This window comes from Thermobaculum sp. T2p (genome assembly GCF_059335935.1).
The window spans coordinates 38,150-54,257 of sequence record NZ_JANZYQ010000006.1; the positions used below are offsets into that span (position 1 = coordinate 38,150).

The following is a 16,108-nucleotide window of genomic DNA, read 5'->3' on the forward strand; positions in this document are numbered from 1 at the left end:
GAATCACATCTGAGGAGTAGTAAACTCGCTAGCGGATTGAGCTCTAGCCTCGTGTATGCCTTCCTGCACCTCTTCTATGAGCTTAGCGCAGAAGGCTGGTAGGTCATTAGGATTTCGGCTAGTAATAATACCTTGATCAACAACCACTTCTTGGTCAACCCAATTGCCGCCCGCATTCTTTATATCGGTCTTCAAGCTGGGATAAGACGTGAGCGTCCTTCCACGGACTACATCAGCCTCAACCAGAGTCCAAGGACCATGGCATATAGCTGCTACAGGTTTCCCAGATTCTACGAACTCTCGCACGAGCCTTACAGCATCCTGGTTCATACGAAGTTTATCAGGGTTTGCCACACCACCTGGCAGCACAAGAGCATCATATTCGCTTGCTGAGACCTGATCCACAGTCTTATCCACTTTGAACGTATCGGCCTTATCCATACCGTTGACGCCTTGGATCTCGCCAGACTTGATAGATATAAGGTGAGCCTCTGCACCCTCCTGAGTAACAGCCCGCCAGGGTTCTGTCAGCTCTACTTGCTCGACACCATCGGTAGCAAGAAATGCGATCTTTTTCCCTTCGAGTTTGCCAGCCATTCAGAGACCTCCTTTAAACTACAACCTTGACGCTAATTAAGCTCGCAACTCTTATGCCAGCAGCCTAGGAGATCTCTGAAGTAGTCAACTCAACTCTGGGGAATATGGGCTTAGGTTCTCCAACGGAAGTATCAGGTTGCAGTCCTCCCCAGGCAGCTACATCAGGCCAGTTAGCTTGAGAACCTGCATCGACACCTAGCTGCTCAAGGATCTTACTTGAAGTCAAAGGTAGAAACGGTGAGAGATGTACAGCTATCACTCTCAAGCTTTCAGCCAAGGAATAAAGCACAGTATCTAGACGCGATGAAGCCGCGCCATCGCCATTCTTCTCCTGCCGAGCAAGTAGCCAGGGCGCACTCTCTTCTACATACCTATTAGCTCTAGTCACCAGCTCCCATATGGCAGTTATAGCTGCCCTTAGATCAAATTCGTCCAGATACTTATAGACCTTTTCAGGGATGCCCTCAGCTATCTGCCTGAGATCTTGCTCTAGGTCAGTGCTTTCAGATGGAGATGGCACCTTACCCTCTCTATATCGCTTGATCATGCTAACCGTCCTGTTAAGGAGGTTGCCCAGATCATTAGCCAAATCGGCGTTATAACGCGTTACTAGTCGATCCCAAGTGAAATCCGTGTCTTCCGTTCGAGACACCTCCCTCACGAACCAATAGCGCAGAGCATCGGTGCCGAATCTTTCGACAATACTAATAGGATCTATGACGTTTCCAAGGGATTTACTAATCTTCTGACCGTTAATAGTCAGATATTCATGCACGTAGATCGTAGTGGGCAAAGGTTCACCTGCCGAGAGCAGCATAGCAGGCCAATAGACAGCGTGGAATCGAAGTATGCCCTTGCCTATCACATGAGTTCTATGGGGATTCTCGAGCCAGTATCTCCGATAAAGCTCCCCGTCGTAGGCATAATCTAGCGCAGTTATATAGTTGCCAAGAGCATCGAACCAGACGTACATTACCTGATCTGGATCATCCGGCACCGGTATACCCCATCCTCTGGCCCTGCTACTAGCTCTAGATATACTGAAATCCTCGAGCCCGCGCCTAATAAAGCTAAGCACCTCATTACGCCTGGTCTCGGGCAGAATACGCAACTCGCCAGATTCAATTATTGATATAAGGCGATCGGTGTATTTTGAAAGACGGAAGAAATAGTTCTCTTCCTCAACTAGTTCTGGGCGCGTGAGATGTTCCGGACACAAGCCGTTGACCAGCTCCTCTTCCGAATAGAACTGCTCACAACCAACACAATATAGTCCTTTATAAACTCTCTTGTATATATCCCCTGATCGCTGACACGCACGCCACAGCTTCTGCACACCATCTATATGTCTCTTTTCACCGGACGTCCTTATGAAGTCATCGAAGGACACAGCTAAGGGTTCTCTTAACGCCTTAAACAACTCCGCATTGCGGTCAACTAATTCCTTAGTAGAAATCCCCTCTGCCTCCGCAGCCTGTACATTCTTGAGCGCGTTGTCATCAGTGCCTGTAAGAAAGCGCGTGTCATCCCCTATCAACCGGTGGTATCTGGCAAGTACATCGGTCTGCACCAGTTCAAGAGCAAATCCGATATGAGGTTTGGCGTTTACGTACGGTATAGCCGTTGTAATGTAATACCGAGAACCGCTCACCTCAACACCTCCATCCATTACTAAAATCAAAATGGCCCTCGCCCTAGGGACGAGGACCACTCGTGGTACCACCCTGGTTCTCCTGCAGCTTACACTGCAGGACTCTGAGGCCATCTAACTGGCCTGCAACCCTATAACGCGGGCGAGACGTCAGCACCTACTCATAGCTGTCAAAAGCACTATTTTCGGATAGCAGCTCCGAGGCCATGTCGGACGAGTCAGGTACCGGACTCTCAGCAACCCGGCTCTCTGTGACCTAACTAAACCGCCCTACCGATCCTCTTCTCAGCCTTTAGATCTTTAGCTGTTACTTCTCGATTGTAAGATGATATAGATCAAAAAATCAAGGAAGGGTGATCGCTGCCTATTACCTAAGTGGGAGGCAATCACCCTTTTGAGCACTTTTGTCTTTGTGTGCTAGCTACGAAACGTTCAGATCAGAAAGGGGACCAGCGGCTTGTACTGTAAAGGTCTCAGTAAAGGGATATCGTTCAAGTACTCGACGTATATCTTCCCGGGATACACCCTCGATACTATCAACGATCTCGTCAACGGACATAGCCTTGCTTTTGGCCACGTACAAGCTCGCCAGCTCAAACATCCTGCGGTGAGAAGCCTCCCCGCCAATCACTACATCTGCAACGGCCTTTACCTTCGCTCGATCTAGCTCATCCTGATCGACACCGTCTTGCTGTAGCTTCTGCATCTCCTGCCTAACTATCCTAAGAACTTCCTCAGCCCTGTCAGGAGAAGTACTGAAATACGTAAGGTAAAGTCCCGCATCATCGAAGCCGTAATACTCAGTCTCGATTGAATCAACCAGTCCTTTCTGTGTAACTTCCCAGAAGAGACGAGACCCAGTCGAATCTCCTAGTACAGAGGCTACAAGTTCAGCTGCCCAAGTGTCATCCTCATCCTGCTTAGGCGCACTCGAGGCTATAGCTATATGTTCCTGCTGAAACTGAGGCTTGAGATCAACCTTCACTTTTGGAGTTGGTCTGAACTCTACCTTCCGATGTCCCTCCTCAGAAGGTTCCCAACCACGCGTAACCTCTTCCAACATTGGGAGCAGGTTGTCCCAATCGAAGTTGCCGGCTATACCAAAGATGATGTTGTTAGCCCCATATCTTCTTTGATGGTACTCACGCATCCTATGTACGGGCATGTTGCGAATGGTATCCTGCGTTCCCAAAACACTGTTACCTAAAGGATGAGACTCGAAGAAGTTAGCGAAAAGCTGGTGTATAAGCTCGTGGGCTGGCTGATCCTCAGAGCGTGCTATCTCCTCTATGATCACGCCCTTCTCGGTTTCAAACTCCTTCTCGTCAAGAGCAGGACGCATCATATCGGCCAGCAGGTCCACAGCCTTAGGGAGCTGATCGCCAAGCACTCTAGCATAGTACACAGTGCTCTCGACCCAGGTAAAAGCATTAAATTCAGCCCCCATCTCCTCGAATTCTCTGGAGATATCGACTGCTGACCTTCTTGTAGTGCCCTTAAACATCATGTGCTCTAGAAAGTGGGAAACACCAGCTATGTCCTGGGGCTCATCTCGGGACCCTGTACGCACGTGGAAACATATAGCTACGGATTCTACTCCGGGCATCCTCTGCCCTACAACCGTCAGACCGTTGGGAAGTTTCTCGACTCCTAGCAGCTCATTAGACCTTACTGACATTTTCCCCCACCAAGCTTTCTTTTGTACTTGGGCCTAGAGCACACAACACCAAATTGGAGCTCAAAGGCCAATCCTTAATAACCTTGTTTACCTGATCAACAGTGACAGCGTCTATCCTCTCACGTATGTAGGAAAGCGGCTTTATCCTGCCCTCATACCACCATGAAGTCAAGAGAGATCTCAGCCTTGCACTCGTGCTTTCACCAGCCATAAGCACATGGCTTCGTGTTAGAGCCTGGAACCTTCTAAACTCCTCCTCGGATACACCCTCAGAGTCTAGCTTGTGCAGCTCCTCCATCAATACACTATAAGTCTGAGAAGCCCTTTCAGGGGTAGTCCCTGCATATATTCTCCATGAGCCTTGATACCTACTAGGAGAATAAGAGGCGCCCACTGAATATACCAGCCCTCTTTTCTCACGCACTTCTACAAAGAGTCTGCTACTCATGCCTCCACCCAAGATCTCGGCAGCAATAATAGCAGCATAATAATCGTCATGTCCGAATGGAACACTTGGCGCCGCGCCAGCGATATGTTCTTGCTGAGTCTGCTGATTTTCCACATACAATTGTGGACGAGGGTTAGGTGGGCCTATCTCGGGAGCCTTGGTTCCAGGTTTCCAGCTGCCAAGAAACTTCTCTACCAGAGACCTGAACAGATCCCAATCTAGATCCCCAGCTGCTGCACAGACTGTATTGGCGGGATTGAAGTAAGATGCGTGATATTCTCTCAAGTCAGCAGAAGAAAGGGAACTTATAACATCCGGCTCTCCTGTTGGCCTCTTGGAATAGGGATGTCCCTCGTAATAGACCCTCCGCAGGAGATCCCGAACCTTTACCATAGGTTCGTCCTCTTCGCGCCGAAGCTCCTGCAATATGGAAGATCGGGTCTGCTCCATTTCATCTTCTGGGAAGCTTGGGTTCTGAAGTATATCTGCAAATATCTCCAACGCAGGTTCCAGTCTGGAGCTAACCATCACCCCCGAGAGTCCTATAGTTTCGGCATCCAAGGAGGTACCGTAGCTTACTCCCAGGGAGTCAAGCGAATCGCTTATCTGACGAGAGGTCCTGTTGGTAGTACCTTCTAGAAGCATGGTTTCGGTGAAATGGGCGAGCCCACTTTTATCATCAGGATCATAAGAGCTCCCGGCTCCAACTATAAAGCCCAAAGCCAGAGATCTAACACCCTCGAGTCTCTCTCCAAGAACGGTTAAGCCATTAGGTAAAACATCCTTATATTGCTCGGGCATAGGGACAAAAACTCCAATCGTTGATCATTCAGAAATATAAAGGTGCTTCCACTAGCAAAAGTGTAGCTGTGTGTTTTTAAAATGTCCAGTGGATGGTAATGCAAGCAATTATCTACACCGCATATCGTGCTAAGAACTCAAGCCTGGCATTGATTTGATCATGAGGTACGGGTAGGTAAGACCGGAGCTCATCCAAGGCACACTCCTGTTCAAGAATCTCATTGGTTCCTAAAATGCGTGAGGTATAATCAGCTATCTCTTGGAGAACCCACAGGTAGTTGTAGAACTTGAATCTCTGGAGTAAGCACTTAGCTCTTCCAGTTAGAGACTTATACACATTCCAGAACATTGGCCAATCTAGATCGATATAGAATGACAGATCTCTTTCCGGTGCACCCATAGAGATGCTGCTCCAATCGATCAGATATATGTGATTGTCACCCCCAAGGATAAGGTTGGCCAGATTGGGATCGCCATGGGTCAGTACAAAATCATCTTGGTCTTTGGCGAGAATTCTTCCCAGAAGACTTGTGTAGCGTGCTGTGTCCAGAACATCGTCAAAATTATTTCTTATCAGTTCTTGGAGCATGCCCTGAATTCGACTACCCTCTGAGTTACTAGTTATGACCCTAAAGTTATTCATTATCCTTGACTCAAAGGGGTTTTCAAATACATCTCGCTTTGGAATCGAGAGCTTAGTTGAGTGCAGCTTAGCAATTATTTCGGCAACTTTATCTAGAGGAATTCCTTCTAACGAAGTAGATGACTGCGTTTTATCATACAAACTTTTGCCGCTCCCAATAAACGGATAAAGTAGAACACAATAGGATTTATATTGGGCCAGCAGGCAACCCTCAAGAGTCTCAACCGGAACAACGGCTGGTTTGAACCCTGAGTCATGCAACATTCGAACATACTCAACGAACTTACACAACGCTGTATCTTCAACTATCCTTCTAAGCTGCAATAAGAAGTCTCCTGTGGTGGTTACAACTTTGTAACACCATGAATCCTCGCCTTTCGGAAGGAATTCAAGGTTCAAAGCAGACAGTCCATAGATCAGGCTAATAAAAAGCATGAGATCTTCGTAGTCAATGTCTTTTGGTTGAAACTTCAAGTACTAAACGCTCCGGTAACTTCACAAATGCTTTTCCATTTCGGTAATCTCGCAGCTGTAATCATGAATCAGTATGTTATATTCGCGCGTAGGTAAAAAACCTTTGGCTAGGTAGAAGCTTTTAGCGGGAGCATTCCTGCTTTCCACCCTGAGCTTGATGACCTTAGCATCTGGAAAATTCTTGATCCCCTCTTGGAGAAGCTGAGTGCCTATACCTTTACCTTGATGGTTGGGAAGGATATATATCGCAGATAACTCCACCTCTAAGGGGTCTTGGATAGGTGTAAACTCAGCGAACCCCACTACTTTCCCCTCATCCTCAGCAACCAGCACAACATTGTTCCTCATTCTATAGGCCAAAGATCGATCCGAATAGGCGGTGGTTAGGAACTCAGTCCTTATATGCTCGGGGATTATATCCTTGTAGGTATGGTGCCAAGTAACTTCCGCCACATGCCTTACCGAAGGTATATCTTCTCGTGTCATCCTGCGGATTTTCAATGGAAAGGCTCCTGACAAATTGCAGCACGAATCTTGTATTTATATTATTCAAGCTTATAATAAGTGCAAATTTATGCATAAGTGTTTACTTTATATTGCCTTAAGTATTGCGCTAATCTTTGAGGAGATTTTATTCCAAATCTATTGGAGGTAATAGGTTGGCCAGAGATACTAAGTCTTTAATCTCCCAGATGACTCTGGAGGAAAAGGCAAGCCTATGCTCAGGACTAGGCTTCTGGGATACCAAGCCTATAGAGAGACTAGGAATACCTTCTATAGTCATGACTGATGGCCCTCATGGACTGCGAAAGCAAGTCCCTGGGAGCCAAAACTTCTTTGACAGCGTACCTGCCACTTGTTTCCCAACAGCAGCTACTATCGCCTGCTCCTGGGACAGATCCTTAGTAAGAGAGATTGGCATCGCCCTGGGAGAGGAATGTCAGGCAGAGGGTGTATCTGTGATTTTGGGTCCTGGGGTAAATATAAAGCGTTCTCCGCTCTGTGGACGTAACTTTGAATACTTCTCTGAGGACCCTTTTCTTTCTACAGAGTTAGCAGCCAGCTATATAGAAGGTGTACAAAGCCAGGGAGTCGGTACGTCCATCAAGCACTTTGCTGCTAATAATCAAGAACACCGTAGGATGTCGGTCAACGCAATAGTTGACGAAAGGACCTTACGAGAGATCTACCTGGCAAGCTTCGAAGGAGCGGTAAAGAGATCTAAGCCCTGGACGGTAATGTGTGCCTATAACAGGTTGAACGGCGATTATTGTTCTGAGAACCATTACCTGCTCACGAAGGTCTTGCGAGAAGACTGGGGATATGAAGGATTAGTTGTTTCTGACTGGGGAGCAGTCAACGAAAGGGTAAAGGGGCTCGAGGCTGGTCTAGATCTTGAGATGCCTGGTAACGGCGGCGTTGGAGACCGCAAGATCATTGAAGCCGTTCGCTCTGGAGAGCTGTCAGAAGAGGTTTTGGATAGAGCAGTTGAGCGTATCCTGAAACTAATCTTCCAAGCTGTTGACAATAGAAAAGAGAACTTCAGCTACGATGCTGATGCCCACCATCAACTAGCAAGAAAGGCTGCCAGGGAGAGCATGGTTCTCCTCAAGAACGACAACTCTATCCTACCGCTCCGGAAAGAAGGAACCATAGCAGTTATAGGAGCGTTCGCCAAACATCCCAGATTCCAGGGAGGGGGCAGCTCCCACGTCAACCCCACTCGGATCGACATACCTTATGATGAGATCCAAAAGGCAGCAGGTGATTCCGTTAGGCTACTCTATTCAGATGGCTATCAGTTGGAAAGCGACGAAGTGAACCCAATATTAATCGAGGAAGCCAAGCAAATTGCTTCTCAGGCAGACGTAGCACTAGTCTTCGCTGGGCTACCTGAGAGCTATGAGTCAGAAGGTTACGATAGACCGCACATGTTGATGCCTAAGAGTCACTCGGAGCTTATTCAAGCGGTGAGCGAATCCCAGCCAAATACTGTGGTACTGCTATCTAACGGTGCACCTGTAGAGATGCCATGGCTGCATAATGTACCCGCCGTGTTGGAGTGCTACCTTGGAGGACAGGCTGTTGGTAGTGCCATAGCTGACATACTATTTGGGGAAGCAAACCCTTGTGGTAAACTCGCTGAGACTTTCCCACAAAAGTTGAGTGACAACCCTTCATACCTCAACTTCCCAGGGGAAGACGACAAGGTAGAGTACCGCGAAGGTATATTCATTGGATATAGATATTATGATACGAAAGAAATCCAGCCTTTGTTCCCGTTCGGTCATGGTCTAAGCTATACCACATTTGAGTACAGTGATCTATCCGTAGACAAGAAGAGCCTCAAAGATAACGAAACCCTCAACGTACAAGTAACTGTTAGAAATACTGGAAAACTCGCCGGGAAGGAAATAGTACAGCTCTACGTAAGAGATCTAGCTTCAAGCGTTAGAAGGCCCGAGAAAGAGCTCAAAGGCTTTGAGAAGGTGGAGCTGCAGCCAGGAGAAGAGAAAACAGTTAATTTCACGTTGAACAAAAGGTCTTTTGCTTACTACAATGTGGACCTTAGCGATTGGTACGTGGAGGCAGGAGAATTTGAGATCTGCGTAGGGAGATCCTCCAGAGATATCGTCCTTACCGAGATCGTTCACGTCGACTCCACACAGATAATACCCAAGAGATACCATCGCAACTCATTGATAGGAGATCTGCAGGAGGATCCTAAAGCTGCTGCTATCTTCAACCAGATGATGCAGCATGGATTGGCGAACACACCATTCGCTTCATCAGGAGAGTTCAACAGTGAAATGATAATGGCCCTTCTAAGATACATGCCACTTAGAGCACTTGTAAACTTCAGTGGTGGAGCCTTCAGCGAAGATGATCTTAATAACTTATTAGACCAGCTCAACTCAGCTAGTCAGTAAGACGCACAAGGGTGCACGGGTGGATATCAAAGATTACTTTGCATCAGAGTCCAATACACCAGAGGTACTACCCAAGATGCTGGCAGAAACCCACCGGATTGGGTTTACCATGGGTTCGGACGTCGCGATGGGCTCACTACTACGTGCACTTGCCGCTTCCAAGCCAGGAGGTAGATTCCTTGAGATTGGAACTGGAACCGGGATTGCTACCTCCTGGCTACTACAAGGCATGGACCAAGATTCTATCCTGATAACCCTAGAGAAAGAGGAGAAATTCGCCTTCATAGCTCGCAAGTATCTTGGAAACGATCCTAGAGTCACATTCCACTTAGTAGATGCAGGAACCTGGCTAGAGCAAAACCAGCACGAAGAGTTTGACCTAATATTTGCTGACTCATGGCCTGGCAAATATAGCCACTTAAACGAGGCTCTAAGCATACTCAAACCTGGAGGCATCTACTTAGTAGATGACATGCTGCCTCAACCTAACTGGCCAGAAGGACACGAGACAAGCGTCAGGTGGCTATTAAATGAGCTTACAAGCAGGAGCGATCTTGTTGTTGTAAAGCTGGCCTGCTCTACAGGTCTAGTATTGGCAACCAAACTCAAACCATAAACTGTCAACATGCGAACAGTCTACTTTTGTAGTAGAATCTCATTGGCCCAAACCCAATTTTAGAATCCTTCTAAAACCATTTCGTATTCGTACACTGTGGCATAAAGAGTGCTAGGGCCCTTGTGGCCTCGTTCAAAGACCGCTTCATCTTTTTCGCCTTTACATCTAATAGTTTGCAACAACTGAAAAACAAAGCGAAAGGAGACACAATTATGTTAGGTAGGTTCAAGGTGTACTTGCTCCTAGTACTCGCACTTGTTGTCACGGCTTGCGGTGGCGGTGGAACAGCAAGCACTCCGCAACAGGGAAACTCAGGTAACCAAGGGAAAGTAACTATTAGGTTATCAACTTGGGCAGGTGTAGATGAATCCAAGGAACTCCAGGCTATCATAGATAAGCTCAATTCTAAGTCCAACACTTACAAGATAGTACATGAGCCCCAGCCAGCGGATTACTATACAAAGCTACAAACGACTATAAGCGGAGGTAAGGGCCCAGATCTGATGTGGCTCTCTCAGGAATACGTTCCTGGATATGCTGAGCGGGGCGCGCTTATGGATCTCACTCAATGTGTGCAGGAGCATAGTGATAAGCCAGCTGCCAAGCTGGATGACTACTTCGAGAGCATACTTGACGTCGGCAAGTTCGAGGGCAAGCTGTACGCACTGCCCTGGATATCTCAGCCCGTAGTCCTCTACTACAATCCCAAGCTATTCAAGGAAGCTGGCGTGGAGGAGCCCAACGAGAACTGGACTTGGGACGACTTCAAAGCAGCAGCAGCCAAACTGACAGATCCCAAGAAGGGGATATATGGAACAGCTTTCAACGGTTGGCCGCCCATCCAGATGTTTATATGGCAGGCGGGAGGAGATGTAATAAGCGAGGATCTGAAGCATTCTCCGATAGACTCACCAGAAGCCATACAGGCAGAGAAATTCTATCAGGAGATCGTCTACAACCCTAAGTACGCAGCACCTGAGAACGTAATAGCCGAGCAAGGATTCGCAGACCTCGCCAAGAATGGCAAGGTAGCGATGTTCTTCGGTGGAGCTGCAGATGACCTAGATTACGCTCATACGAAAGATCCAAAGTTTGCTGAAATGAAAGCAGCCCTGGTCCCTAAGGGACCCAAGAGTAGGACTACATTCGCCTGGACCGGGTTAATGGCTATCAACGCTAAGACAGCTAATCCTGAAGCTGCTTGCCAAGCTTTGCTTGACCTAACTGACGGTATCCATCACTGGAAGGTGCTAGCACCCAGGAAGTCCTTGGCTAATAAGGAAACGATAACTCAGGCTGTGCCTGAAAAAGCTAAATCGGCTGATGTAATAATCAAAGCAGCACAGGACATGAGAACATTCAGGGTAGTTCCGCAGCAGTCCGAGTGGGATACTACTTTCTCAGAAAAGTTCCTCGACCCGCTCTTCCACAGGAAAGGCACTCCAGAGGAACTGGCTAAGAAAGTTAGGCCTGAGCTTGAATCCATATTGCAGGGGCCATAACAAACCGGCCCCTGTTCACCTAACCAAAGCAAGAGGTAGCAGATATGTTATCCGACTACGCTCGTACTCTAGCGGACTATCTAATTGCCGCAGCACTGATAGGCAGTGCGATGTATCTAACCTATAACATTCTCAGGAGGTTTGGCGTCAAGCCCGAAACAGCTTCTGGATATACACTGATCGTACCCTGGCTACTAGGGTTCATAATATGGACCGCCTATCCAATCCTGGCATCTCTCTACTACAGCTTTACAGATTTCAACGGTTTGCAACCTCCCAGATGGGTGGGACTGGAAAACTATAAGAATCTCTTGGAGAGGGGTTCTTATTTCTGGCCTTCTCTTAGAATGACACTACTATATGGGGCCATAAGCTTGCCCATAGGGCTCACATTAGCTCTGTTGATAGCAATGGTGCTGGCACGCGAGGATGTACGCTTTATAGGCTTCTGGAGGACTATGTTTTATCTACCTGCGGTCATACCCACGGTGGCCACCCTAGTGCTTTGGATCTGGTTACTATCGACCAACGGCCTAGTCAACCAAATACTAAGTCCTATCTATAACCTGATTGGAATGGAAAAGCCCAGCTGGTTCACGGATCCTACCTATGCCCTACCTGGGCTTATAATCATGAGTCTCTGGGGAGTATTTGGTGCTAACACCGTGATCTTGTTAGCAGGTATAAAGAACATCCCTAAGGAGCTCTATGAGGCCGTAGCTGTAGATGGCGGAGGGGCTTGGGCTAAGTTTTGGCACGTTACCCTTCCGATGGTCAGTCCGACACTGTTCTACACATTGGTTTTGGGAATAATAGGCGCAGTCAAGACGTTCGAACCAGGAGTATTCATCAACTTACCCAGAGCCACCGGTACATTCCTGCAGGTACTTGTATACCAGTACGCATTCGGCACAAGAGCACTAATGGGCTACGCATCTGCTTTGAGCTGGCTCATGCTCCTGATAATACTTATCCTTACAGCGCTAGTATTCAGAAGCTCCGCCCTATGGGTCTACTACGAAGGGGAGAGGAGATAGAACCATGGCAACTACGACCACAGCACGAACAAGTGCTACTGAGAAGCCAACCTACCTCTATAAGATTCAGAGTTTTGCTATCAAGATCCTTGTGTACGCTGTACTATTGCTTGGACTATCGATAGTGATAATCCCCATTTACTGGATGGTTGCAACGTCGCTCAAGACCGATACTGCCCTGTTTCTTATACCACCACAATGGTTCCCAGACCCAATACAATGGAGCAACTATATAGAGGTATGGCAACTAGTTCCACTAGCTCGATATTTCGCTAACAGCGTATTCGTCACCTTACTGGCCATATTGGGTGAGATCATTACCTCGGCACTTGTGGCTTACGGATTCGCACGCTTCAGGTTTCCCGGTCGAGGAATACTCTTTAGCATCATGCTGGCGACCATGATGCTCCCAAGCATCATTACGCTGATACCATCATTTATTATATGGGCCAGATGGTTAGGAAGATACGATACCTATTCCCCACTTACTGTAGGGTCATTATTTGCATGGGGACCTGCCTATATCTTTCTGCTAAGGCAATTCTTCCTAACTATACCTAGGGACATAGAAGAGGCAGCCATTATAGACGGAGGGAATTTACTGCAGATATTCGGGTACATAATGTTGCCCCTGGTCAGGCCAGCCTTGCTAGCAATTACCATTCTCAGCTTCACAGGTAACTGGAACAATTTCCTTTCACCCCTAATCTACCTGAGCACTCCGGAGAAATTTACTCTACCCCTAGGCCTTTATCAGTTCAATAAGTCACTTGCAGGTGGAGCTGAGGCCCCCAAATGGAACATGATGATGGCCATGGCTGTGCTCATGACTATACCTATAATAGTCCTCTACTTTAGAGCCCAAAGATACTTTATAGAAGGAATTACTGTAGGTGCGGTCAAAGGCTAGACATCTACTAAATTCCCGAGAAAATACGCAGAAAAACGCAGAAACACTTGACAGCCCAGGAGCTAGTGTGTTACATTCTTTTCAGCTTTACAAAAACAAACGCTGCGAAAGGGAGTAGTAGGGAAGAGGAAGCGCTCAGAGAGCCGAGGGTTGGTGTGACTCGGACGCTGTAATCTCCCGAACTCGCCCTGGAGCGGTCGGCCTGAAATCTTAGTAGGGCCGAACGGCTAGCGCCCGTTAGCGCATACGAGTGGTCGTCACCAATAATGTGGCGGCAACAAGGGTGGTACCACGGGAAGCCCCCGTCCCTTGAGGGACGGGGGCTTCTGGCTTAAGAGCTTTGAAATGCTTGGAATACAGGTACAAACACAAGTTGATATCATCTTCGCCTTGCAGAAGGCTATCCTTAGCCTTCTAGTACTAGGACTTATTGTGCTCCTTAGAGCAGCAAATATCTCGGGAGGCTGACCTCAAACACATAAATTGCTTAGATAAGAAAGCCTCCCAACAAAGGGAGGCTTTCAAGTTATAGGTACCAAATATCTGAAAGGGGACGGAGGACATGGCTATTACAATTGATAAACCCAAGATAGAAGAAACCAAGAAGAAGGAAACCAAGAAGCTCAGTGGCGCCAGGATCATGTGCGAAGCCCTCGTGAATGAGGGAGTAGAAATCATATGGGGTTATCCAGGCGGAGCCATAATGCCGTTCTACGATGTATTACCTGAGTACCCCTCAATCCACCACGTATTAGTCCGTCACGAACAGGGCGCAGCCCACGCAGCAGATGGCTATGCCAGGGTAACTGGTAAGGTAGGTGTGTGCGTAGCTACATCTGGCCCTGGCGCAACCAATCTTGTAACTGGCTTAGCAACAGCTTACATGGACTCCGTACCCATAGTAGCCATAACCGGACAAGTCGCTAGACCTTTCATAGGTCATGACTCTTTCCAAGAGACGGACATAGTAGGTATAACTCTACCTATCACAAAGCATAACTTTCTAGTAACATCAGCGAACTCGCTAGGAGAAGTTATACACGAGGCATTCAGAATAGCTCGTGAAGGCAGGCCGGGCCCGGTGCTCATAGACGTACCTAAGGACGTGCAGTTCGAGGAGGGAGAGTACACTCCACCCGAGAAGACTTGGGAGGAGCGTAACTCCGATAACGGCTCTACGTACACAGATGAATATATAAGAGCTGCAAGAATAATCGACTCGGCACAAAGACCACTCATTATGGCAGGGCACGGAATCATCATTTCTAAGGCTTATGATGAACTTCGTACATTTGCAGAGAAAACCGGCATCCCGGTCATAACTACCTTGCTAGGACTAAGTGCCTTCCCAGAGAACCACCCATTGGCACTAGGGATGCCCGGTATGCATGGTCCTGCTCACGTGAACTTGGCCATAGATGAGGCAGATCTGATTGTAGGTGTAGGATTGAGGTTTGACGATCGAGTAACTGGTAACCTCAAGGAGTTCGCTCCTAACGCCAGGTTCATCCACATCGATATAGATCCGGCAGAGATAGGAAAGAACATAAAGCCAGAAGTAGGTATAGTCGCCGACGCGAAGGAAGCTCTCGCCAAGCTGACGGAGCTGGTATCAAAGAAGGAGCATTCCAGCTGGCTTGAAGAGATAAAGCGCCGCGAGAAACCAGAGCGCTCTGTCATGAAGACCACCAAGATCAGCCCTTATGATGTCCTGAAGGCAATTAAGAAGGCCACCAATGGGGAAGCTCGTATCGTAACTGACGTAGGGCAGCATCAAATGTGGGCGGCTCGCTTCTATGGTTGGGAAAAGCCCAACAGTCATATATCTTCCGGCGGACTGGGAACTATGGGCTATGCGCTTCCGGCCGCCATGGGCGTGAAAGCAGGATGCCCAGAAGATCCGGTATGGGTGGTGGCTGGTGATGGCGGTATCCAGATGAACATCCAGGAGCTAGGGACCATCGTCCAAGAAAACCTGGATATAAAGGTAGCCATCATAAATAACGGCTATCTAGGAATGGTCAGGCAGTGGCAAGAGTTCTTCCATAACAGGAATTACTCCGAGACCAGGATTTCATCACCCGATTATTCCCTGATCGCAACGGCCTATGGCGCCAAGGGGCGCCGGGTCACTCGCAAGGAGGATGTAGAAGCAGCAGTCGAGTGGGCCATGAGCCAACCTGGCTGCGTGATCCTGGACTTTGAGATAGAGCAGGAAGCGAACGTCTATCCAATGGTTCCCTCAGGAGGATCTGTCAAGACTATGATCCTGGATCCGGAGGCAAATGAATGAGTACTCAAGGGAGAACACTCGTAGCACTGGTACAAGATCATCCTGGAGTCCTAACTCGTATATCTGGCCTCTTCCGCAGGAGAAACTTCAACATCGAGAGCTTGGCAGTAGGCCACTCAGAAAAGCCAGGTGTTAGCCGCATGACTATAGTAGTCAACGGAGACGCCTCCGAGGTAGATCAAGTAGTAAAGCAGCTATCCAAACTTATAGAAGTCATCGAGGTCAAAGACATAAGCGAAGGTGCTCCTCTCCTGCGAGAGCTGGCTCTGATAAGAGTCGCGGCGGATGGAACCAAGCGAACAGAGGTTACCGAGCTCGCAAAGCTCTTCGGAGCTAAAGTTATAGATATCTCTCATCACTCTATAACCCTGGAGATGACAGGTTCAGAATCCAAAGTAGATTCCTTAGTGAGGCTACTCGAGCCATTTGGAATAACTGAAATGGTAAGGACTGGCAGAGTAGCAATGGCAAGAGACATGGCAGGTACATCTTCGGCTGAGAGAAGCGCCATCAGCGCCTAAAAATTTC

13 protein-coding genes and 2 other annotated features are annotated in these 16,108 nt (G+C 48.0%); of the genes, 7 read left to right on the plus strand and 6 right to left on the minus strand.

Annotated elements, in window-relative coordinates; genetic code table 11:
• Positions 1-3 precede the first annotated feature (3 nt).
• The 6 genes from N2245_RS03090 to N2245_RS03115 form a co-directional block, all read right to left on the minus strand.
• Positions 4-597 (minus strand): type 1 glutamine amidotransferase domain-containing protein, encoded by a 594-nt coding sequence (locus N2245_RS03090; RefSeq protein ID WP_494535266.1) that lies wholly within the window; start codon positions 595-597, stop codon positions 4-6.
• 64 nt (positions 598-661) lie between these two features.
• A complete protein-coding gene (gene metG, locus N2245_RS03095; protein ID WP_494535323.1) occupies positions 662-2,266 on the minus strand; it encodes a methionine--tRNA ligase in 1,605 nt (534 codons plus the stop codon).
• Between the two features lie 24 nt (positions 2,267-2,290).
• Positions 2,291-2,544: a binding site (T-box leader), on the minus strand.
• Between the two features lie 125 nt (positions 2,545-2,669).
• Positions 2,670-3,926: a M16 family metallopeptidase gene (locus N2245_RS03100; protein WP_494535267.1), complete on the minus strand. Its 1,257-nt coding sequence runs from the start codon at positions 3,924-3,926 to the stop codon at positions 2,670-2,672.
• The gene (locus N2245_RS03105; RefSeq protein WP_494535268.1) at positions 3,910-5,175 is read right to left on the minus strand and encodes a M16 family metallopeptidase; all 1,266 of its coding nucleotides are present in this window, start codon (positions 5,173-5,175) and stop codon (positions 3,910-3,912) included. The genes N2245_RS03100 and N2245_RS03105 overlap by 17 nt, the downstream gene beginning before the upstream one ends.
• 112 nt (positions 5,176-5,287) lie before the next feature.
• Positions 5,288-6,292: a phosphotransferase gene (locus N2245_RS03110; RefSeq protein WP_494535269.1), complete on the minus strand. Its 1,005-nt coding sequence runs from the start codon at positions 6,290-6,292 to the stop codon at positions 5,288-5,290.
• 21 nt (positions 6,293-6,313) lie between these two features.
• Entirely contained in the window at positions 6,314-6,793 is a 480-nt protein-coding gene (locus N2245_RS03115) for a GNAT family N-acetyltransferase (protein ID WP_494535270.1), read from the minus strand.
• Positions 6,794-6,951: 158 nt separating this feature from the next.
• Here N2245_RS03115 and N2245_RS03120 point away from each other — a divergent pair, with 158 nt between their 5' ends.
• From N2245_RS03120 to ilvN, 7 genes are all read left to right on the plus strand, one after another.
• Positions 6,952-9,222 (plus strand): glycoside hydrolase family 3 C-terminal domain-containing protein, encoded by a 2,271-nt coding sequence (locus N2245_RS03120; RefSeq protein ID WP_494535271.1) that lies wholly within the window; start codon positions 6,952-6,954, stop codon positions 9,220-9,222.
• Between the two features lie 19 nt (positions 9,223-9,241).
• Complete coding sequence (locus N2245_RS03125) at positions 9,242-9,838, plus strand: O-methyltransferase (protein ID WP_494535272.1); 597 nt, start codon at positions 9,242-9,244, stop codon at positions 9,836-9,838.
• A gap of 212 nt (positions 9,839-10,050) precedes the next feature.
• Entirely contained in the window at positions 10,051-11,340 is a 1,290-nt protein-coding gene (locus N2245_RS03130; RefSeq protein WP_494535273.1) for an ABC transporter substrate-binding protein, read from the plus strand.
• Positions 11,341-11,384: 44 nt separating this feature from the next.
• Positions 11,385-12,377, plus strand: coding sequence for a carbohydrate ABC transporter permease (locus N2245_RS03135; RefSeq protein WP_494535274.1), 993 nt, complete (start codon positions 11,385-11,387; stop codon positions 12,375-12,377).
• Positions 12,378-12,381: 4 nt separating this feature from the next.
• On the plus strand, positions 12,382-13,287 hold the full coding sequence (locus N2245_RS03140) for a carbohydrate ABC transporter permease (protein ID WP_494535275.1): 906 nt from the start codon (positions 12,382-12,384) through the stop codon (positions 13,285-13,287).
• A 95-nt stretch (positions 13,288-13,382) separates the two neighbouring features.
• Positions 13,383-13,600: a binding site (T-box leader), on the plus strand.
• Between the two features lie 249 nt (positions 13,601-13,849).
• Positions 13,850-15,580, plus strand: coding sequence for a biosynthetic-type acetolactate synthase large subunit (ilvB, locus tag N2245_RS03145; protein WP_494535276.1), 1,731 nt, complete (start codon positions 13,850-13,852; stop codon positions 15,578-15,580).
• The gene (gene ilvN, locus N2245_RS03150; protein ID WP_494535277.1) at positions 15,577-16,101 is read left to right on the plus strand and encodes an acetolactate synthase small subunit; all 525 of its coding nucleotides are present in this window, start codon (positions 15,577-15,579) and stop codon (positions 16,099-16,101) included. Before ilvB ends, ilvN begins: the two co-directional genes overlap by 4 nt.
• The last annotated feature ends 7 nt before the right edge of the window (positions 16,102-16,108 follow it).